The sequence below is a fragment of the Trinickia sp. LjRoot230 genome (assembly GCF_964253315.1).
In the GTDB taxonomy this organism is placed as follows: domain Bacteria; phylum Pseudomonadota; class Gammaproteobacteria; order Burkholderiales; family Burkholderiaceae; genus Trinickia.
This window is the reverse complement of sequence record NZ_CAXUQX020000001.1, coordinates 780,329-799,085: the sequence shown is the minus strand read 5'-3', so window position 1 is coordinate 799,085 and position 18,757 is coordinate 780,329. Positions and strand designations below refer to the sequence as shown.

The window sequence follows — 18,757 nt, the reverse complement described above, 5'->3', positions numbered from 1 at the left end:
CGTTGTCTTTAAGGTCGGTTCAATGAATAGCGTGCAATTCGTAACGCGCGTCATCGCGATCGCGTTCGGCCTCGCGAGTGCAGAGGAACGCATCCCATCCAAGGCGGGCACCGGCACCCAACTGGCTCGCCCCTACCTCGTCTCGCGCCAGCACGAGCGACACCTCGTACTCGATCAACACGCCAGCGGCAATGCTGAGCATCCGTTTGAGCGCCACCGCGTGCGGTGCACCCGGTAAAAATGCTTCGTAGTCCTGCTTGGTCAGCGGCCCGATCACGAGGCGCGCGCGCATGTCGCGCTGCCAGACACGCTCGCCCACGAGCGCACTCGCGCCCAGCTTGACGTTGGCAAGCCCGAGCCGGCTCAGGCGCGTGAGGGGTACGTCATACCACTTGCCGATAAATTGCTCGACCCGCATCGGCACGCGAAAGTAATCGGCCAGTGTGCATTGCAAATACGCGGCCGACATCGGCCGATGTCGCAGCGGCAGCGCGTACCCCGCCATCGCTTCGTCGAAGAGCGCGCCAGCGCCTTGCTGCAACGCTGCGCGTGTTGGCGCGTGAGCGAGCCCGGCGAACGCCAGCAAGAGCGGCAAATAACGTTCATCCTTGTCGAGCTCATAGTGAAACGGCAACCGATACTTCTTCCAAGCTTCGTAAAAAAGCGCGGTCGCGCGATTCGAGAACACATCGAAGAATTCGCGCGCGGCCCGGTCGCGTTGAATGTACTCGCGCTCGACCAACTGCTCGGTGTAATGCAGCGGTAACGCGCCTTGCCCCCCAAGCAGGCCAAAAAACGCGGGCGTGAGTTCCACGCGCGCGAGCGTTCGGTCCGCTAGCGCCGCATCGCGCTGCGCTTCACTGCGAAGCGGCACGTCCGCATGGCCATACGAGATCGCCGCTTCGAGTTCGCTCGGTGCGAACGTCAGCGACAGCGTGTTGCGAAAGCCGATACGGTGCGCGATAGTCTCGCCGGTGCGTTGCGAGAGCTGCTGCGAAAACCAGACCTCGAGTACGCGAACGGCTTGAAAAAACTCGAAGCGGTACGGCTCATCGAGCAGCCGCTGCACTACGCCAGCATCGATTCTGCGCTGCGCGGCTTGCATCGCATGATCTCCTCGCCAGTGCGCTGGGATACGGCAACCAATTGCACAAAGCTGTTCAAATTCACATAAAGCCCAAAGAACCTATCGAGCACTTGGACGAACGAGGCGAGGCTCGTTCCGACGAAATTCGCCTCGTTCATGGTCAGACGGATTTCGGTGCCGCGCACGAACGTGGCGAACGGCTTGCCCGGCAGCCACTGAACAGCGGCGCGCCGCTCGATACCGACGAGCCCTTCGATATGGCGCACGGACACCGGCGTGCGTCGCAGATCGTAAAGGGTCAACAACTCTTTGAGCGCCGCGAGATCGTCTTGCACGAGCGAAACCTGGCTCAGCGCCAGATGAGAGACCAGCCGCCAATGCATCGACGGCCCGCGCTCGACGCGCACGTTCGGTGTCGGCCGACACAGCATCGAAATGGGTGCATCGAAAACCGTCAGGTCTGTGAACAAATCGCCGCCTTCGAGACCGATCGCAAGCCGCGCCGGCAAATCGCGGTTCGTACACGTTAGCGCGAGACTGACCGTGGTCGTCACGGCTTCGGCTGGCGCAAACCCGGCATCCACGAGAGCGAGTTCCGTTTCGTAGCCCGGACTCTTCGCCGCCACCTCGGCGTTACGTCGGGCAAACCAGTAACGGCCGACCTGCGTCGGCTCGTCGTGATGCAGCGCATAGAACGGGCGGAACGGTGTGATCGTCTGTTCGTGTGCGCCCGCTTTAACCACGCGAACCGCATCGATCGAATAGACCTCGTAGGCATGCGCATGCTCGGCATCGGCAATCACCGGGTACGAAACCGCTTGATGATTGACATGAATCGGCTCGCCAGGCTGCGTGAAGAGATTGATGACGGGCGTCGAAAACAGACGCAGGTGCTGCGGCGCGAGTGTCTCGACCAGGCGCGGCGCCTGAGCCTCGCCGCGCGCCTGGCCCAACACGACATGCAACGTCACCCGCCGGCACGGGCCGCTCGCTTTCGAGATCGCCGCCAAATCGAAATCGATGAAATCGAACTTGTCGGGAAACGCAAAGTACTCGGTCAGCAAACGATAGGCAGGGTGCGACTTCGCCGGGTAATCGATCAGCGCCTCGGCTTCGTCGAACCCTGCTTGTGCAAGCGGCACATCGGCGAGCGGCCGCCAGGCGCCGGTGTCGCCTGCTTCGACATAGGCGTGCGTCGCCTTTATGAACAGGCAATCGGCAAGCGCAGCGGTAAACGATTGCTCGCCTTGCAGATAGGCGCGCACGCGCGCAAGCCCGAGCGCATCGAGGCGGCATTCGGCCGATGTGCTTTCGAACGTAAACGAGCAAACACCAAACGCGTGGTTCGGCAACACCGGTGCGTTGGCCGGCAATGCGGCAATGGGCCGGTAACCTGCCGCGACGATGGAAATGGGGGCGAGCGTCACATCGTAGGCCGTACGAAAACGGCAACGCACGCCACGCAGCGCACGCGTTTCGAGCGGTGTGCCACGCGGAATTTTCACTGGCGCAGCAAGCCCGGTCGCCCCTTGCGCACTGAACTGCGCAATCGAGCACGACGGGAAAGGACGTAGATAGTGTGGATACAGTACCTCGAACAGCGCTTCGACGAATTCCGGCGATTCATCGTCGAGCTTTTTATTGATGCGCGCGCCGAGCAATGCGAACGAATCGATCATCCGTTCGACGTGCGGGTCGTCGCTCGCGTCGCCGCTGGCTGCAAGACGCGCCGCGATCTTCGGATACCGATCGGCGAAATCGCGCGAATACTGCCGCAAAAACGCCAGTTCCCGCTCGTAGTAAGGCAGCAACGCTTCCATCGATATTCCCCGAGCGCCAAGCGCCTCGCTCTCTTTTACGCGTGAATCCGTTTTACTCGTACACGCGGGGGCGCGCCGCATCGGCACCGCGCCGCGAACGCGTGACGGAGTATTGCAGCGTGGATGCCTGCAACATCGCATCGAAGCTGACCGGCTCTGCGGCCGGATGCACGACTAGCTTCGCGCGAATCACGAAGCAAAGCGCGTTGGTCGATTGCGTGCTCAACTCGAGCGACACCGCCACCTCACGCAAACGCGGCTCGTGGCGAGCGATCGCTTGCCGGATCGAAGCGCAGATGAACGTGCGATCGGTGTGGCTCGCGAGACTGAGCCCTGCGAAATCGTTCAAGCCGTACGTCAATACCGAACGCTGGCACTCGGTCAGCTTCAGCAATTCGTCTTCGGTTATTACGATGCGCGTGTTGAGCAACGCTTCAACGTCGCGCGCGACGCGGTTTTTCAGTTCCTCGAGCGTCAGTTGCCGCATCGCGGCCGGTGCCGGAGAATGCGGATCGTCGTCGAAAAGCTTGTCGAGCAAGCTCGGTTCGAATCGCTTCATCGTATAAGGCGGCAAGCGAGCGCCGGCCGAAGCCGACACTCGCTTGGCGAGAACATCACATCATCAAACCGCGTAGGTCTTGTCGTTCTTCGTGAGGCTCCACGCGCCTTGCGCGTTGCCACCCTGATTGCCGCCGACCTTTTGCTGCGTGTACTTCCATTGCACGGCCGCGTACTTGAGCGAGAACTGCTCGGTCGGCAAGCCTTCGCCCACCACGCTCGGCGTGATGCTCGAAATAATGACGTACTTGAGCTTCACCTCAAGATACTTGACGCGCTTGCCTTCTCCGTCCGAACGCATGAAGTCGATCGTGACTTCATCGAACGTCGTGCCGCCCGATGCGTGCTGATACAGCAGCGGGCTGACGACATCGATGTCCTTCGTGAACGTCATGTCGGAGTGTTCGCAACGCTCCGCCGTGTGGCCGCCCGCGGTGGATGCCGTGGCCGAACGCGGTTGCGTGATCGTATGTGCCCATGAGCTCAACTCGATCCAGCCGTCGTGATCCTTGTCGGCCGACTCACCCTTGATGGCGGGATTGCCAAATTTCAAGTACATGTCTTTCATGGCTTCTCGACTCCCGAAGTGGCGGTTTAAAAGCGGGCCGGACGCCATGTCCAGGCCCTTTTGAATGGTTTATGTTTATGCGCCTGCCGGCTTTGGCAGGTCTGCGACGAGCCGCAGCGAAATCGACAACTCGTCGAGTTGGAAATGCGGCCGAAGGAACGCGACCGAGCGATAGGAACCCGGCTTGCCAGGAATCTCGGAAACCTGGATCGACGCTTCGCGCAACGGAAATTGCGCTTTTTGCTCCTGCGTGGCGTTGTCGTCGAGCAGGACATACTGCGAGATCCAACGGTTCAGGAAGCCCTCGACGTTCTGGGCCGAAGCGAAGCTGCCGATCTTGTCGCGCATCATCGCTTTCAGATAGTGCGCGATGCGCGAGACGGAGAAGATGTACTGCAGTTGCGCGGACAATACAGCGTTCGCATTCGCGCTATCGGTGTTGTATTTTTTGGGCCGCTGCACCGATTGCGCCGCAAAAAAGGCAGCGTAGTCGGAGTTCTTGCAGTGCACGAGCGGCATGAAGCCCAGATCGCTCAATTCCTTTTCGCGACGATCGGTAATCGCGATCTCGGTCGGGCATTTCAGCGCGATCTCGCCGTCGTCGGTCTTGAACGTATGGGCCGGCAAATCTTCGACCAGCCCGCCGCCTTCGACTCCGCGAATGGCGGCACACCAGCCGAAATCGTCGAACGCAGCCGTGAGCCGCGTCGCAAACGCCCAGGCCGCGTTGCACCAGAGATACTTGTTGTGATCGGTGCCATCGACGTCTTCGACAAAATTGAAGCCGTCAGCCGTTAAGCCGTCTTTCGGGTGAAACGGCAAGCGTCCCAGATAGCGCGGCAACGCAAGCCCGACGTAGCGTGAATCCTCTGCATCGCGGAACGACTTCCACTTCGCGTATTCGACGGTGTCGAACACTTTGCCGAGATCGCGCGGCTTGCCGAGATCGGAGAATGATTCCAGACCAAGCAGCTCCGGCGCCGCCGATGCGATGAAAGGCGCATGCGCCGCTGCGGCCACGTGCGACATCTGCTCGATGAAGTACATGTCCTCGGGCTGGCGCGTGATCTCGAAGTCGCCGACCAACGCGCCGAACGGCGCACCGCCGAACGTGCCGAATTCTTCTTCGTAGATTTTCTTGAAGAGCGCGCTTTGGTCGAATTCAGAGGCCGTTTTGAAGTCGCGTACGATCTCGCGCTTGGACGCATTGAGCGCTTTGATCTTGATCGTCGTGCCGGTGTTGCTCTCCTGGCACAGGTAGTGCAAACCACGCCAGGTGCTTTCCATGCGCTGGAATTCCGCGGCATGCATCACCTGGCTCAGTTGCGCCGATAACAGGCGATCAAGCTCGGCAATGCGCGCATCGATGGTTGCCGACAGGTTGTCGGAGACAACGACCGTCCCTTCGAGCACCTGGTGCGCCAGCTCGCTGATCAAGTCTTTCGCACGCGCATGCTCCGAATCCGACTTGGCAACCTTGCTCTTTTCGACGATCTCATCGAGCAAGGAAGTTGCGGTGCCCGTTTCGGCTTGCGCGACGCTGGCCATGGCCGTTTGCTGATTCATTTCACACCCCGCTTGGAGCTCAGTTGCCTTGCTTGTCGTGTTCGGCGGCGTCGCCACTTTCGCCCGTCGTTCCAGCCAGCGCCTGCACCTGCTGCGTGTTGGCGAGTACGTCGCTCAGCAGGCTTTCGAGCTTGTCGTTGCCGGCCAGCTTGTTGCGCAAGTCGGCAAGCTTCGAGCGCGCATCGAGCAAACGCTTGAGCGGTTCGATCTGCGCCACGACTTGGTCCGGGTTGAAATCCTCGATCGATTTGAAGCGCAGGTCCACCGCGAATGTGCCTGCCCCATCCGTCAGTTCGTTCTTGACTTGAAAAGCCGCACGCGGCTCGACGCCTTTCATCACGTCGTCAAAATTATCGCGATCGATATTGACGAACTTGCGCTCGCGCAGCTTCGGTTGCTCGATTTCGGATTGCCCGGCCAGATCGGCAACCACACCGACGACGAACGGCAACTCCTTGATTTCGATCGCATCGCCCCGCTCGACCTCATAGGTCAACTGCACGCGTGGCGGACGCACTTTCTGCAAGCGCTTTTGGATGCTTTCTTTCTTGGCCATCGACGGCTCCCCGAAGCGGATGAATCAAACAGACTGAACAGACTGATCAACGAAGCGCGCTGAACGGATCGGCCCCATTGCCATTGCCGGCCGCGGGCTTGCCTGCCGGCTCGGCGGGCTTGGCTGCCGGCTCGGCATCCGCCGCCCCTGCCTCCTTGCTGGTATTGGGCGCCGCACGGCGCACGACACGGCGTTTTTTCACAGCGGGCTTTTTCTGCACGACTTCTTCGGGGAAAAGCGTCGCCTGGCCCAGCGTGTCGCGCAACTGATGCGCAAGCGACTGCGCGTCCGACTTCGCGTCGCCGGCAAGCGCGGCGTCCTGCCGCAATTCACCGAGCGACTGCGTCGCGATGCGCAGGCCGCTTACAGCCAACACGCTTTTTGCCGCGCGGTCGGTCGAGTCGCGCTGCAACGCTTCTTGCGCGGCAACGATGGCCTGGCCGTAATGCGCCTGATCGAATTGAATTTGCGCGATGCGTGCCCACGGCTCTTCACGCGTGGGGTCCATTTTGGCCAACTGCTCGTAGAGGCCCAGCGCATGATCCTTGTCGCTGCCCTTGGCCGCGACATCCGCGTCCGCGAGCGCTTTATTAAAAGCTTCGGGCGTCGTTTGATTGGCCGACTTTTGCGTTGCGCAGCCCGCGATAGCGGCGCAAACGAGCACGGCCACAGAGAGTTTTTTTGAAAGTCGCTGTTTCGTCATTTTGTTGGCACCGACTAGCGGTTTATTTAATTCGCCGGGAAACCACAGCTTTGCTTTGCGGCGAGTGCGCGCGTATAGTACCGGCCAAATTTCCATAATTCAACTTCTATCGCGTGATATCCAGTGGAATAGAAAATCGTTGAAGATTGAATAGGAGAAACGCTCTACACGCACGCGAGAGACTCAAGGAAACTATTTCCGAGTCAATTCAAACATAGTGTTAATTAAGCAAAATTTGCCGGGGTTATGCGTTATACAAACTTGTCCGTTCGCACCTCGATGAGCGACGTCAAACCGACTCTGCAGTCGCTTTTCCCACCATTTGGATTGAGCACCGGTGCAAGCCGGACAAGGTCAATGAAGGCTTATTTCGTCCGTGCAATCGTACCGCTCGCGCTGTGCTCGCTGTTGGCCGGTTGTGCCGCGGGGGTGCCGCTATTAGGGGCAGCGGCGTCCACTGTGCTGCAGGCGACCGGCCTCGGCAAGCCCGATGTGCCCGATGCGCAAAAGCCGCCGCGCAATATCGCGCTCACGCTCGCGGCCGCGCCCAACCTGAATGCGGCCAAAGACAATCACCCGCTCGCAGTCGTCGTGCGTCTTTATGCATTGAAAGATCCCACTTCGTTCCAGCAGGCATCATTCGACGCCTTTACCGATCCCGCCAAGGAAAAAGGCGCGCTGGGCACCGATCTGCTCAGCGTGCGCGAAGTGACGCTGATCCCCGGTCAACGCTATCAGATGGTTGAAAAGGTCTCGCGCGAAGCGCAGGCATTCGGCATTGTTGCATTGTTCCGCGACCCGGCAATGCGCCGTTGGAAATTCGCCTTCGACCCGGCGAAATCGGAGAAATCCGGCATAATGGTCGGCCTGCATAACTGCGCAATGACGGTGGCGAACGGCACTGTCATTCCGATTGATCCGGGGCTGCCAATGCCCGCATTGAACTTGCTGTCGTCGGTGTCTTGCGGATGAATGCCGGCGTCCATCAGAGGCCAATGCATCTTGAATGCATCTTTTATGGCCGCATGCGCGGCTCTTTGACTTCACTTGCGGATTGAAGATGAGTTATTCAGCGAAATTGCTATGGGGAGAAGGACTCTTTCTCAGGCCTCAGCATTTCCAGCAACAAGATGCCTATCACGAAGCGCGTCTCGTTGAATCGATACGTGCGATTCAACCGTTCAGCTGGGGCGTGCGCTCGATACGCTTTGACATGGACGCGATCAGCAACAACTCGTTGCGGCTGACCGATCTCTCGCTCGTGTTTCCCGACGGCACACTCTATACGGCGCCGCAAGCCGACGACTTGCCCGAGCCGATTGCGCTCGAGACGCTGCCCGATGGCGTCAGCGACTTCTACTTTTATCTCGCGCTGCATCCATTGCGCGAAGCCGGCAGCAACTACACGAGCGAGCCCGACGACGGCTTCGCGTCGCGCTATGCGAGCAAACAAGCGTCGGTCGCGGATCAGTTCACCGATGCGACAACGGCCAATCTCACGTTTCTAAAAACGCGTGTGAAGCTGATCGGCCATAACGAGCCGCGCGCGCAGCTGGTTACCGTGCCAATCGCACACGTGCGCCGCACAGCGACCTCGGGCTTCGAGATCGATGCGGAGTTCGTGCCGCCATGCATTGCCATCGAAGCGTCACCGGTGCTGCATCAGCGGCTACGTCAGCTGATCGACGCGTTACAAGCGAAAGTGAGCGCGCTTTACGGCTTTCATCGCGAGCCGACGAAGAACATCATCGAATTTCGCTCTGGCGACATCGCATCGTTCTGGCTGCTGCACACGGCAAATGCAGCCGTTGCGTCGCTCGCTCACCTGCTGCACCATGCCGCGTTGCACCCCGAGCGGCTCTTTCAGGAATTGCTGCGCCTCGCGGGCCAGCTGATGACGTTTTCGAAGCAGTACTCGCTCGCCGATCTGCCGATCTACCGCCACGACGAACCGGGGCCGGCATTCGCGCTGCTCGACACGATCGTGCGCGATCTGCTCGAGACGGTCATTTCGACGCGTCACTTTGCGATCACGCTCGAAGAAGTGCGGCCGTCGTTTCATATCGGACGTCTCGACTCGGGCAAGATCGACGATAAGACCGCATTCTTCATCGCGGTATCAGCCGACATGCCGCCGGCCGAACTCGTCGATGCCGTGCCAGCGCGCTTCAAGGTGGGTGCGCCCGACGACGTCGACAAGCTCGTCTTGTCGGCGATGCCGGGGGTGCGTCTCACCTACACGCCGCAAGTGCCGCCGGCCGTGCCGGTGCGGCCGGGCGCCTGCTACTTTGCGCTCGATGCACGCGGTGCGCTCTATGAACGCATGCTGCAATCGCAATCGGCGATGATCTATGCGCCGTCGGGCATCAACGATCTCAAACTCGAACTGATCGCGGTGACATCATGACCGAAGTCCCTTCCCTCTTTGGCGGTAGCGCTGGCGGCAGCAGCAGTCTGCCGCCCACTGCCTCGATGCCGGGTTCCGATGCGGGCTTCCAGGCGCGCTCGCTACGCGACCTGCTCTATGATGGCTTGTTCATGCTGTTTCTGCTCAAGCAAGGGCACGCGCCCGGCGACGCGGCGGAGTTCAGCTCGCGGGTGCAATCGTTCCTCGCCGATTTCGAGCGCGGTGCAAAAAAGCTCAATGCGCCGGCCGACGATGTCTACGCTGCGAAGTTCGCGTTTTGCGCCGCAATCGACGAAGCGGTACTGGCCTCTTCGTTCAAGATCCGCACCGACTGGGAGCGCCGTCCGTTACAGCTCGTCCTCTTTGGCGAACAACTGGCCGGCGAGAAATTTTTCGATCATCTGGAAGCATGCCGCGCACAAGGCGTCGCGCGTCTGCAATCGCTCGAAGTGTTCCATATGTGTCTGCTGCTCGGCTTTCAGGGCAAGTATTTGTTGGAAGGCCCCGAAAAGCTCGCCTATCTCACGGCACGGCTCGGTGACGAGATCGCGCACATGAAAGGCAAGCGCGCCCCGTTCGCGCCGCATTGGCCGCTGCCCGACCAAGTGGCGCACCGGCTCAAGCATGAGGTTCCGCTTTGGACCATCGGCGCGGTGTTCGCACTCGTCGGACTCGGCGCTTATTTCGGACTGCATACTTATTTGCGTGATACGACGCTGCGCACGCTTGCGCCCTATTCGCAGCTCGTCAAGCCGGAAGCCGAATCGGCGAATCTGACCATCTCGCTGCCCTAAGCCCGCGCGTCGAGCACCGATTGGACGCACTCGTCGACGCTCAGCTCGCGCAATGCGTCGGCGGGCAGCGTGTCGTCGACCGCGCGCGCAAGCGCACCGAGCGCTCGCGGCTTTAAGCGCGCGAGCACCAGCGCCTGTCCGCGCGAACGCAATTGCGCCGCCAAAATGCGCAGCGCCTCGATCGACGTGCCATCGACATCGGGCGTTTCCTCCAAGCTCAGCATCACCGTGTGCGGTGCAGGCTCCTGCCCCGCGACAAGCGAGCGCACTTCGTTGGCGACCTGCTCAGCGTTCGCGAAAAAAAGCGGTACGTCGGGGCGCAGGATCGCCACGCCAGCAACCGGATGCGCATCGGCGTGCAACGAAACATCGACGAAGTCGTGACTGTCGCGCAGGCGGCCGAGCACGCTCACCACAGGGGTCGATAAGCCGCGCAGCATCAGAAAAAGACTCACCGCGATGGCAATGATGAGCCCATGCATCACGCCAAACACCAACACGGCGGCCAATGCGGCGACCGCAAGCAGGCGATCGCGCTGCCATACCCAGTAGGGCTTGAATACGCCGGGCGTCACGGAATGACTGACGGCGTGAATGACGATGGCCGCAAGCACCGGCGCTGGCGTGCGCGCGAGTTGCGGCAGCAGAAACGACACGATCAGCGCAATGACGAGCACCGCGCAAAAACCGGCCAGGCGTGTCTGCGCACCGGCGGCCTCGTTCGCCGAGCTGGCCGAATAGCCCGCCCCCACAGGCATGCCCTGCAGCAGCCCCGAGACAATGTTGGCGCCACCCAGCGCAATCAGATCGCGGTTCGCGGACACGGTGTCGCCATGCTTGAGCGCAAACGTACGAATCGAACCATACGACTCGGCGTAGAGAATCAGCATCAACGCGAATGCGAGCTCGACGGTATCGAGCCATTGGCTTTGCTTGAAGGCCGGCAGCCCGAAGCGCACGCCGCGCAAATCGATGGAACCCACGACGGCGATGCCCCAGCGCTGCCAGTCGATCCAATAGCCCGCCGCGATGCCGAGCACGATCACGACGAGCGTCGCCGGAATGCGCGCGCGACGGCCGAGCGCAAACAAAATGGCGAGCGCCATCGCGCCGAGCGCGATGCTGTATCCGTTCCAATGCGGTGCCTGACGCACGAGATCGTAGGCGAGACGCGGCGCATCGGCGAAGTGCGACGTGACGCCAGACATGCTCGCAAGCTGCTTGATGATGATGGTCAAGGCCAGCCCGAACGCGAAGCCGCGCAACACCGGCTTCGCGATGAAATCGGATATGCCGCCCAAACGTGTCACGCCCGCGAGCACGAAGAGCGCGCCCGTTGCGCACACGAGCGCCGCCGCGGCGGCGAGCTGCGCACCGGGCACGGCACTCATCGTCGCCGCGAGCACGGCGGCTGACGAAGAGGTTGCCGAGACGATCGCAAATCGGCTGCTGCCGAACATCGCATACACGAGCAGCCCGGCCAGCAGCGCGACCACGCCCGCTTGCGGCGGCACATTGGCGATGCCCGCATAGGCCACCGCCTCGGGCAGCAGCAAAGCGGCGATCGACAGGCCGGCGAGCACGTCCTTGCCGATCCGCACCGCGGGCGGCCGCGGTGCCCGCGGGCCCGCATAATGGGCCGGGTCTTGGAGATGCGCCGCTGCCGCGTGCCCCGTTTCGATGGTCATTGTCGAGGATGCGCTCCGGCGGCTGCGTTACGTTACTTTACTTGCGCACGACAGGCGCCGCAGCCTTCTTGCGCGACACCTTCCACAGCCCCGCGAGCGCGACCGGCACGATCGCCGCACCAATGCCGACAAGCACGATGATGTTCAAGTATTGCCGGATGAACGGGATATTGCCGAAGAAATAGCCGGCGAGCACGAGTAACAAGACCCACAAAAGCGCGCCCGCTACGTTGAAAAACTGAAAGCGCGCGGCCTGCATGCCGGAGACCCCGGCGACGAACGGCGCGAACGTGCGCACGACCGGAATGAAGCGAGCGAGCACGATTGTCTTGCCGCCGTGACGGTCGTAGAAATCGTGCGTCTTTTGCAGCGCACGGCGATCAAGAAAACGCTCGATATAGCGGACTCGCGTCTTGAAGACGGCCGGGCCGATCGCTCGGCCAATCACGTAGTTCAAACTATTGCCGCCGATTGAAGCGGCGAGCAGCAGCAGTATCAGCCAGGCCAAATTCATCTCGCCGGTTGCGCAAAACGCGCCGCCGATGAAAAGCAACGAATCGCCCGGCAAAAATGGGACGATGACGAGCCCTGTTTCGCAAAAAACGATCAGAAACAGCACCGCGTAGACCCACGCGCCGTATTGATTGACGAAATCGCCGAGAAACGCGTCGATGTGCAGTATCAAGCCGGCGAAATGAAGCAGCGTGTCCAAATGCGTCCCTTTTGAATGAATGTCGAATCAACCGTCGAGCGACGGCGCGAGAGGCAACATGATCGCGCCATCATACCGAAACGTTTCGCAGGATTCGCGAAATGGGGGTAACCGGCAAGGTGGCTCGCCATCGCGCGCATCGCTCAATCGCTATAATCGCGGCATGTCCGAATTCCCTGAATTCCCCGAACCGCCGGCCGGCGCCAGCACCGACGATGCCGGGCGCCCCGTTCCGTCCGCAGCGCCGACGCTGCGGCCCACACCGAACGCCGCGCGCGCGATCCAGCCGCTGCCCGATCAGCTGATCAGCCAGATTGCTGCGGGCGAAGTCGTTGAGCGGCCTGCCTCGGTGGTCAAGGAACTGCTGGAAAACGCGCTCGATGCGGGCGCCAAAACGCTTCGCATCGTGCTCGACGGCGGCGGCGTGAAGCGTGTTTCGATCGCCGATGACGGGTGCGGCATTCCGTCTGCGGAATTGCCGCTCGCGTTGATGCGCCACGCCACGAGCAAAATCCGCTCGCTCGCCGAACTGGAGGCCGTGGCCACGCTCGGCTTTCGGGGCGAAGCCCTCGCTTCGGTCGCTTCGGTGGCCGAAATGTTCATTACGAGCCGCACAGCGGATGCGGCGCACGCCACGCGCATCGACGCCCAGACCGGTGCGCTCGCACCGGCCGCAGGCGGCGTCGGCACGACGATCGAAGTCCGCGAGCTTTACTTCAATACGCCGGCGCGCCGCAAGTTTCTGAAAAGCGAGGCGACGGAGCTCGGCCATTGCGTCGAAATGATACGACGCGCAGCGCTTGCGCGGCCCGATGTCGCCGTCTCGGTATTGCACAACGGGCGCGCGCTCGAACATTGGAACGCGAGCGAGCCGGCTACCCGCGTCGCGAAGATTCTCGGCGAAAGTTTTGCGCTTGCGCATCTGCCGCTGGATGAGCAAGCCGGACCGCTCGCGCTTTATGGCTGCGCGGGTTTGCCGACGGCCAGCCGCGGCCGCGCCGATCAGCAGTACTTTTTCGTCAATGGCCGCTTCGTGCGCGACAAGCTGCTCACGCACGCCGTGCGCGCGGCGTACGAGGACGTGCTGCATGGCGATCGCTATCCGTCTTACGTGCTGTTTCTCGATCTGCCGCCCGAAACGGTCGACGTAAACGTCCATCCGTCGAAGATCGAGGTGCGCTTTAGGGATTCCCGCGCCGTTCACCAGTTCGTCTTCCATGCGTTGCAGCGTGCGCTTGCCCGGCACGCCGGCGCGTCACCCGAGACGACGGCTGGCGGACATTCAGCGAGCCTCGCGGCGCAACCGTGGCCGGCGAGCGGTTCGCAGAACACAGCACCGGGGGCCGGGACGACCGCATTCGATGCGTTGGCTACCAACGGCCCATTGGGCGCAGCGGGCTCGGCCACGCTCCGCCCGGGCACCACGTGGACGCGCGACGCGCGAATGACGCAGGGCCGCTTGCCCGTCGCTCAGCCGCTGGCGTTTTACGATGCCCTCTTCGGGCGCCGGGAAGCGGGCGTTGCAGTGGATTCGCCCGGACCGGGCGCGCTCGAAGCGCGCGATAGCGCGGGGCAGACGCAACCCGAAGTATCACGATTTGCGCAGTCCGGCGACGAGCACCCGCTGGGCTTCGCGCTCGGGCAGATCCACGGCATCTACGTGCTCGCCCAAAATGCGCGAGGTCTCGTCATCGTCGACATGCACGCGGCTCACGAACGCATCCTCTACGAGCAATTCAAGCGCTCGCTCGCCGAGCGCTCGATTGCGGTGCAACCGCTGCTGCTGCCCGTTTCGATGCCGGCCGATGCCGTCGAAATCGGTACAGCCGAGGAGGAGCGCGAGACGCTCGACGCGCTCGGCTTCGACTTGGCGGCGCTCTCGCCGACGACGCTCGCCATCCGCGCAGTACCCGCCCTGCTCAAGGACGCGGACCTGCCCACACTCGCCCGCGCCGTGCTGGCCGATCTGCATGCTTACGGCGGCTCGCGCGTGCTGACCGAGCGGCAACACGAACTGCTCGGCACGCTCGCCTGCCATCATGCGGTACGCGCAAACCGGCGCCTCACGCTTGACGAGATGAACGCGCTGTTGCGCCAGATGGAAACAACCGAGCGCGCCGACCAATGCAATCACGGCCGCCCGACCTGGTATCAACTCACGCTCGTCGATCTCGACCGCCTCTTCATGCGCGGACAGTGAGCGCATTCGATCAGCGCACCGGCATGATTCAGACCGCCATCGCTTGCCTGCTCGGCCCTACCGCGTCGGGGAAAACGGCAGCCGCGCTGGCGTTAGCCCAGCGGCTGCCGGTCGAAATCGTCAGTGTCGATTCCGCGCTCGTCTATCGCGGCATGGATATCGGCACGGCCAAGCCCACGCTCGAAGAGCGCGCTGTTGCGCCTCATCATCTGATCGACATCATCGAGCCGAACGCAAGCTACTCGGCGGCTCGATTTCGCACCGATGCGCTGCGGCTCGTCAGCGAGATTGTGGCCCGCGGCCACGTGCCGCTGCTCGTGGGCGGCACGATGCTGTACTACAAGGCACTCGTGCAAGGGCTCGACGCGTTGCCGTCGGCCGACGCCGCGACGCGCGCGACGCTGGAAGCGCAAGCCGCAGAACTCGGCTGGCCGGCGCTGCACGCCCAGCTTGCGCGCGTCGATCCCGTCACCGCCGCACGACTTGCGCCGAACGACGCCCAGCGCATTGCGCGAGCCCTCGAAATTTTTATGCTGTCCGGCACGCCGATGTCAGCGCTGATTGCCGACGCCGCAAAAAAGAGAGCGCACGAATACGAGCACGAGCACGGCGACACCCGCTACCGCTTTGTGCCGATCGCGATCGAGCCGTCGAACCGCGCCGTGCTGCACGAGCGTATCGCGCGTCGCTTCGATGCGATGCTGGCGGCCGGCTTCGTCGATGAAGTCGCTGGCCTGCGCGCGCGTGGCGATCTCGATGCGACGATGCCGTCGATGCGCTGCGTCGGTTACCGGCAGGCGTGGGCGTATCTTGATGGTGTGATTGATCAGGCGACGATGCGCGAGCAGGGAATTTTCGCGACGCGCCAGCTCTGCAAGCGGCAGTTGACCTGGCTGCGTTCGATGCCGGAGCGCATCGTGATCGACTGCTGCGAGCAGGCCGCGGCGCAGCATGCGGTGCAGGCGGTGGAGCGCGTGCTGCTTGGGGCCGGCTGATACAGATAACAACGCCCGAGCCGAAGCTCAGGCGTGTTCGATCGAGATTGACGAGACTGGCAGCGGTAAGTTACACGCGCTTCAGACGACGACCGTTTGCGCTTCGCCCGCTCGCCGGGCGCGCACCGCACCGATTTTCCAGACCTGCTCGCCGGCCTCGCTCAACAGGCGCATCGCCGCGTCGGCATCGGCGGCAGCGACAACGACGACCATCCCGATCCCGCAATTGAACACGCGATGCATTTCCGCATCGGCCACGCCGCCGTGTTGCTGCAGCCACGTAAAGAGCGGGGGCATCGGCCACGCACGCTGATCAAGTTCAGCCGTGAGAGCCTCGCCGAGCACGCGCGGGATGTTTTCGACGAGACCGCCGCCCGTGATATGCGCCATACCCTTGACGGTGACGTTCTGCATCAGCGCGAGCAGCGGCTTCACGTAGATACGCGTAGGTGCCATCAGCGTATCGGCGAGCGAGCGGCCGTGAAAATCGGCCGACAGATCAGGGTTCGCGCGCTCGATGATCTTGCGCACCAGAGAAAACCCGTTCGAGTGAATGCCGCTCGATGCAAGGCCGAGCACCACATCGCCCGGGGCGATAGTGCTGCCGTCGATGATCTTGCTCTTTTCAACGGCGCCGACCGCAAACCCGGCGAGATCGTATTCGCCATCCGGATACATGCCCGGCATCTCGGCCGTCTCGCCGCCGATCAGCGCGCAGCCTGCGAGTTCGCAACCCTGCGCGATACCTTTGACGACGGTGGCCGCGGTGCTGACGTCGAGCTTGCCGCAGGCGAAGTAATCGAGGAAAAAGAGCGGCTCGGCGCCTTGCACGAGGATGTCGTTGACGCTCATCGCAACGAGATCCTGGCCGACCGTATCGTGCTTGTTCAGATGAAACGCGAGCTTGAGTTTCGTGCCGACGCCATCGGTGCCGGACACGAGCACCGGTTCACGGTACTTCTTCGGCACTTCGAAAAGGGCACCGAAACCGCCGATGCCGCCCAACACGCCGTCGCGCAGCGTCTTCTTCGCAAAGGGCTTGATCGCGTCGACGAGCGCGTCGCCGGCTTCGATATCGACGCCCGCGTCGCGATACGACAGACCTTGAGCCGGATTCTGATCGTCCGGAGCGGATTTCGGTTGATTCATGGGGAAGTGCGAGAAGGACGTAAAATGCGATTTTACCTTATCCAGAGTTGCCGGCCGGCTGGCTCGAACTTCTCTCCGACCACTCCTTCTGGGAAAACCTCTTGTCGCAGAACGCTCCGCTCCTTACCCCCTATCAGCGCCAGGCGCTCTTTTGGGGCACCGTCGCCCTCGGCCTCGGCATCTTGCTATGGCTGTTGAGCCCGGTGCTGACACCGTTCCTGCTTGGCGCCATCCTGGCCTACATCCTGCAGCCGGGCGTCGCCTGGCTCGTGCGGCACCGTGTCCCGCGCGGGCTGTCCGCGCTGCTGATGATGCTCGTCTTCGCGCTGATCGTGATGTTGCTCGCGTTGCTCGTGTTCGCCGTCGTCCAACGCGAGTTGCCACAACTGCAACATCAGGTTCCCGGCCTGATCGTGCGGCTGCACGACTGGGCCCAGCCGAAGCTTGCCTTTCTCGGCTTCGGTGACGTATTCGATTTCTCGAGCCTGCGCGACATGCTCTCGAGCCAGATCGAAAGCAGCGCGCAAGCCGTCGCGCTGGCCGCATGGAAGTCGCTGCGCACCAGCAGCAACGTGATGATCACCCTCGTCGGCGACCTGGTCATGGTGCCGCTCGTGCTCTTTTATCTGCTCTACGACTGGAACATGATGCTCGCGCGCGTCGCGTCGTTCGTGCCGCGGCGGTGGCTGGCGAAGACCACCGAACTCGTCATCGAGATGGACATCACGCTGTCGCAATATCTGCGCGGCCAACTGCTCGTGATGGGCATCCTTGCCGTGTTCTATGCCACCGCGCTCAGCATCGCGCGCTTCGAGATCGCGCTGCCGGTCGGTGTGTTCACCGGGCTTGCCGTCTTTATCCCCTACGTCGGCTACGCGACGGGCCTCGTGCTCGCGTTGCTCGCGGCGCTGCTCCAGTTCGGCAACTGGTATGGTTTCATCGCGGTCGCCATCATTTACGGCATCGGCCAGATCCTCGAAAGCTTCATCCTGACGCCGCGGCTCGTCGGCGAGCGCATCGGCCTGCATCCGCTCGCCGTCATCTTCGCGCTGCTTGCGTTCGGACAGCTGTTCGGCTTTTTCGGGGTGCTGCTCGCGCTGCCGGTCAGCGCCATTCTGTCGACCGCGTTGCGCGAAGTGCGCCGCGGCTATCTGGCGAGCGGACTTTACAAGAACTGACCGATTACGTTCATCGTGACTGTGCATCGCCAACTGACGCTCGATCTGGGCACACCGCCCCCATCGACGTTCGATAACTTCTTCGCCGGCACCAACGCCGAGCTGGTGACGCGCCTGGCCGAACTCGATGGCGCGCTCGCGGCAGGCCCCGTGACCGACCGCACTTTCTATGTCTGGGGCGAGCCCGGGAGTGGCCGCAGCCATTTGCTGGCGGCGCTCATCGATAGCGCGGGGGCGCATCGAGCCCGTTTTCTGGGCCCGCAAAGCGCGCTGACCGCGTTCGCGTTCGACGCGCGCGTGCCGATCTACGCCATCGACGACTGCGACAAGTTTTCCGGCGCGCAGCAAATCGCACTCTTCAATCTGTTCAACGAGGTGCGCGCGCAGCCGTCGGCCGCGCTGGTGGCCACCGGCAATGCCGCGCCGCTTGCGCTCGCCGTGCGCGAAGACTTGCGCACGCGGCTGGGATGGGGGCTCGTGTTCCATCTCGCCCCGCTGCCCGACGAGCGCAAGGCCGCGGTGCTCAAGCACGCGGCGAAAGAACGCGGCATTGCGCTCGCCGAAGACGTGCCGGCCTACTTGCTCACGCATTTTCGACGCGACATGCCAAGCCTGATGGCGCTGCTCGACGCGCTCGACCGCTTCTCGCTCGAACAAAAACGCGCCGTCACGCTGCCGCTTTTGCGTACGATGCTCGCCCAGCCAGCCGCCGAAGACCCCGCCCAACGAGGTGCGGGGCAAGCCCCTGCCGCCCCCGTCGGCCGCTTCAAGTAAAA

General features: G+C 62.4%; 17 protein-coding genes. 7 read left to right on the top strand and 10 right to left on the bottom strand.

From position 1 onward, the window contains the following. Nucleotides 1-19: 19 nt before the first annotated feature. The 7 genes from tssG to ACSQ20_RS03750 form a co-directional block, all read right to left on the bottom strand. Nucleotides 20-1,105: a type VI secretion system baseplate subunit TssG gene (gene tssG, locus ACSQ20_RS03780; protein WP_436017585.1), complete on the bottom strand. Its 1,086-nt coding sequence runs from the start codon at nucleotides 1,103-1,105 to the stop codon at nucleotides 20-22. After that, nucleotides 1,069-2,907 (bottom strand): type VI secretion system baseplate subunit TssF, encoded by a 1,839-nt coding sequence (gene tssF / locus ACSQ20_RS03775; RefSeq protein WP_436017583.1) that lies wholly within the window; start codon nucleotides 2,905-2,907, stop codon nucleotides 1,069-1,071. Before tssF ends, tssG begins: the two co-directional genes overlap by 37 nt. A gap of 52 nt (nucleotides 2,908-2,959) precedes the next feature. Next, nucleotides 2,960-3,466 (bottom strand): type VI secretion system baseplate subunit TssE, encoded by a 507-nt coding sequence (tssE, locus tag ACSQ20_RS03770; RefSeq protein ID WP_436017581.1) that lies wholly within the window; start codon nucleotides 3,464-3,466, stop codon nucleotides 2,960-2,962. A 63-nt stretch (nucleotides 3,467-3,529) separates the two neighbouring features. Further along, complete coding sequence (locus ACSQ20_RS03765) at nucleotides 3,530-4,033, bottom strand: Hcp family type VI secretion system effector (RefSeq protein ID WP_436017579.1); 504 nt, start codon at nucleotides 4,031-4,033, stop codon at nucleotides 3,530-3,532. Nucleotides 4,034-4,108: 75 nt separating this feature from the next. Then, nucleotides 4,109-5,599 carry a type VI secretion system contractile sheath large subunit gene (tssC, locus tag ACSQ20_RS03760; RefSeq protein ID WP_436017577.1) on the bottom strand — a complete coding sequence of 497 codons (1,491 nt, stop codon included), beginning with the start codon at nucleotides 5,597-5,599 and terminating at the stop codon, nucleotides 4,109-4,111. A gap of 19 nt (nucleotides 5,600-5,618) precedes the next feature. After that, nucleotides 5,619-6,155 carry a type VI secretion system contractile sheath small subunit gene (gene tssB / locus ACSQ20_RS03755; RefSeq protein ID WP_436017575.1) on the bottom strand — a complete coding sequence of 179 codons (537 nt, stop codon included), beginning with the start codon at nucleotides 6,153-6,155 and terminating at the stop codon, nucleotides 5,619-5,621. A gap of 46 nt (nucleotides 6,156-6,201) precedes the next feature. Beyond that, a complete protein-coding gene (locus ACSQ20_RS03750) occupies nucleotides 6,202-6,858 on the bottom strand; it encodes a hypothetical protein (RefSeq protein ID WP_436017573.1) in 657 nt (218 codons plus the stop codon). 357 nt (nucleotides 6,859-7,215) lie between these two features. Here ACSQ20_RS03750 and tssJ point away from each other — a divergent pair, with 357 nt between their 5' ends. The 3 genes from tssJ to icmH all read left to right on the top strand — a co-directional run bounded on the left by tssJ (nucleotide 7,216) and on the right by icmH (nucleotide 10,059). Then, the gene (tssJ, locus tag ACSQ20_RS03745; protein WP_436017571.1) at nucleotides 7,216-7,830 is read left to right on the top strand and encodes a type VI secretion system lipoprotein TssJ; all 615 of its coding nucleotides are present in this window, start codon (nucleotides 7,216-7,218) and stop codon (nucleotides 7,828-7,830) included. Nucleotides 7,831-7,918: 88 nt separating this feature from the next. Further along, a complete protein-coding gene (gene tssK, locus ACSQ20_RS03740; RefSeq protein WP_436017569.1) occupies nucleotides 7,919-9,265 on the top strand; it encodes a type VI secretion system baseplate subunit TssK in 1,347 nt (448 codons plus the stop codon). Then, entirely contained in the window at nucleotides 9,262-10,059 is a 798-nt protein-coding gene (icmH, locus tag ACSQ20_RS03735) for a type IVB secretion system protein IcmH/DotU (RefSeq protein WP_436017567.1), read from the top strand. The genes tssK and icmH overlap by 4 nt, the downstream gene beginning before the upstream one ends. On the opposite strand, the gene ACSQ20_RS03730 is transcribed toward icmH, so the two are convergent. Continuing rightward, complete coding sequence (locus ACSQ20_RS03730) at nucleotides 10,056-11,747, bottom strand: SulP family inorganic anion transporter (RefSeq protein WP_436017565.1); 1,692 nt, start codon at nucleotides 11,745-11,747, stop codon at nucleotides 10,056-10,058. The genes icmH and ACSQ20_RS03730 overlap by 4 nt on opposite strands. A 37-nt stretch (nucleotides 11,748-11,784) precedes the next feature. Then, a complete protein-coding gene (locus ACSQ20_RS03725; RefSeq protein ID WP_436022901.1) occupies nucleotides 11,785-12,480 on the bottom strand; it encodes a DedA family protein in 696 nt (231 codons plus the stop codon). A gap of 142 nt (nucleotides 12,481-12,622) precedes the next feature. Here ACSQ20_RS03725 and mutL point away from each other — a divergent pair, with 142 nt between their 5' ends. Together mutL and miaA are read left to right on the top strand one after the other, a co-directional pair. Continuing rightward, a complete protein-coding gene (gene mutL / locus ACSQ20_RS03720; RefSeq protein ID WP_436017563.1) occupies nucleotides 12,623-14,659 on the top strand; it encodes a DNA mismatch repair endonuclease MutL in 2,037 nt (678 codons plus the stop codon). 23 nt (nucleotides 14,660-14,682) lie between these two features. Beyond that, entirely contained in the window at nucleotides 14,683-15,654 is a 972-nt protein-coding gene (miaA, locus tag ACSQ20_RS03715; RefSeq protein WP_436022899.1) for a tRNA (adenosine(37)-N6)-dimethylallyltransferase MiaA, read from the top strand. A gap of 81 nt (nucleotides 15,655-15,735) precedes the next feature. Here miaA and purM read toward each other — a convergent pair whose 3' ends face one another. Beyond that, nucleotides 15,736-16,803: a phosphoribosylformylglycinamidine cyclo-ligase gene (gene purM / locus ACSQ20_RS03710; RefSeq protein WP_436017561.1), complete on the bottom strand. Its 1,068-nt coding sequence runs from the start codon at nucleotides 16,801-16,803 to the stop codon at nucleotides 15,736-15,738. A 101-nt stretch (nucleotides 16,804-16,904) separates the two neighbouring features. Between purM and ACSQ20_RS03705 the strand changes: the two genes are divergently transcribed. Both ACSQ20_RS03705 and hda read left to right on the top strand, forming a co-directional pair. Next, nucleotides 16,905-17,981 carry an AI-2E family transporter gene (locus ACSQ20_RS03705; protein ID WP_436017559.1) on the top strand — a complete coding sequence of 359 codons (1,077 nt, stop codon included), beginning with the start codon at nucleotides 16,905-16,907 and terminating at the stop codon, nucleotides 17,979-17,981. A gap of 15 nt (nucleotides 17,982-17,996) precedes the next feature. Further along, a complete protein-coding gene (hda, locus tag ACSQ20_RS03700) occupies nucleotides 17,997-18,755 on the top strand; it encodes a DnaA regulatory inactivator Hda (RefSeq protein ID WP_436017557.1) in 759 nt (252 codons plus the stop codon). The last annotated feature ends 2 nt before the right edge of the window (nucleotides 18,756-18,757 follow it).

Coding starts and splice junctions, on each gene's coding strand:
- ACSQ20_RS03750 (WP_436017573.1), bottom strand. CDS start 6,858: ATGACGAAACAGCGACTTTCAAAAAAACTCTCTGTGGCCGTGCTCGTT.
- ACSQ20_RS03765 (WP_436017579.1), bottom strand. CDS start 4,033: ATGAAAGACATGTACTTGAAATTTGGCAATCCCGCCATCAAGGGTGAG.
- mutL (WP_436017563.1), top strand. CDS start 12,623: ATGTCCGAATTCCCTGAATTCCCCGAACCGCCGGCCGGCGCCAGCACC.
- miaA (WP_436022899.1), top strand. CDS start 14,683: ATGATTCAGACCGCCATCGCTTGCCTGCTCGGCCCTACCGCGTCGGGG.
- tssF (WP_436017583.1), bottom strand. CDS start 2,907: ATGGAAGCGTTGCTGCCTTACTACGAGCGGGAACTGGCGTTTTTGCGG.
- ACSQ20_RS03730 (WP_436017565.1), bottom strand. CDS start 11,747: ATGACCATCGAAACGGGGCACGCGGCAGCGGCGCATCTCCAAGACCCG.
- tssE (WP_436017581.1), bottom strand. CDS start 3,466: ATGAAGCGATTCGAACCGAGCTTGCTCGACAAGCTTTTCGACGACGAT.
- icmH (WP_436017567.1), top strand. CDS start 9,262: ATGACCGAAGTCCCTTCCCTCTTTGGCGGTAGCGCTGGCGGCAGCAGC.
- purM (WP_436017561.1), bottom strand. CDS start 16,803: ATGAATCAACCGAAATCCGCTCCGGACGATCAGAATCCGGCTCAAGGT.
- tssK (WP_436017569.1), top strand. CDS start 7,919: ATGAGTTATTCAGCGAAATTGCTATGGGGAGAAGGACTCTTTCTCAGG.
- tssC (WP_436017577.1), bottom strand. CDS start 5,599: ATGAATCAGCAAACGGCCATGGCCAGCGTCGCGCAAGCCGAAACGGGC.
- tssB (WP_436017575.1), bottom strand. CDS start 6,155: ATGGCCAAGAAAGAAAGCATCCAAAAGCGCTTGCAGAAAGTGCGTCCG.
- tssG (WP_436017585.1), bottom strand. CDS start 1,105: ATGCAAGCCGCGCAGCGCAGAATCGATGCTGGCGTAGTGCAGCGGCTG.
- tssJ (WP_436017571.1), top strand. CDS start 7,216: ATGAAGGCTTATTTCGTCCGTGCAATCGTACCGCTCGCGCTGTGCTCG.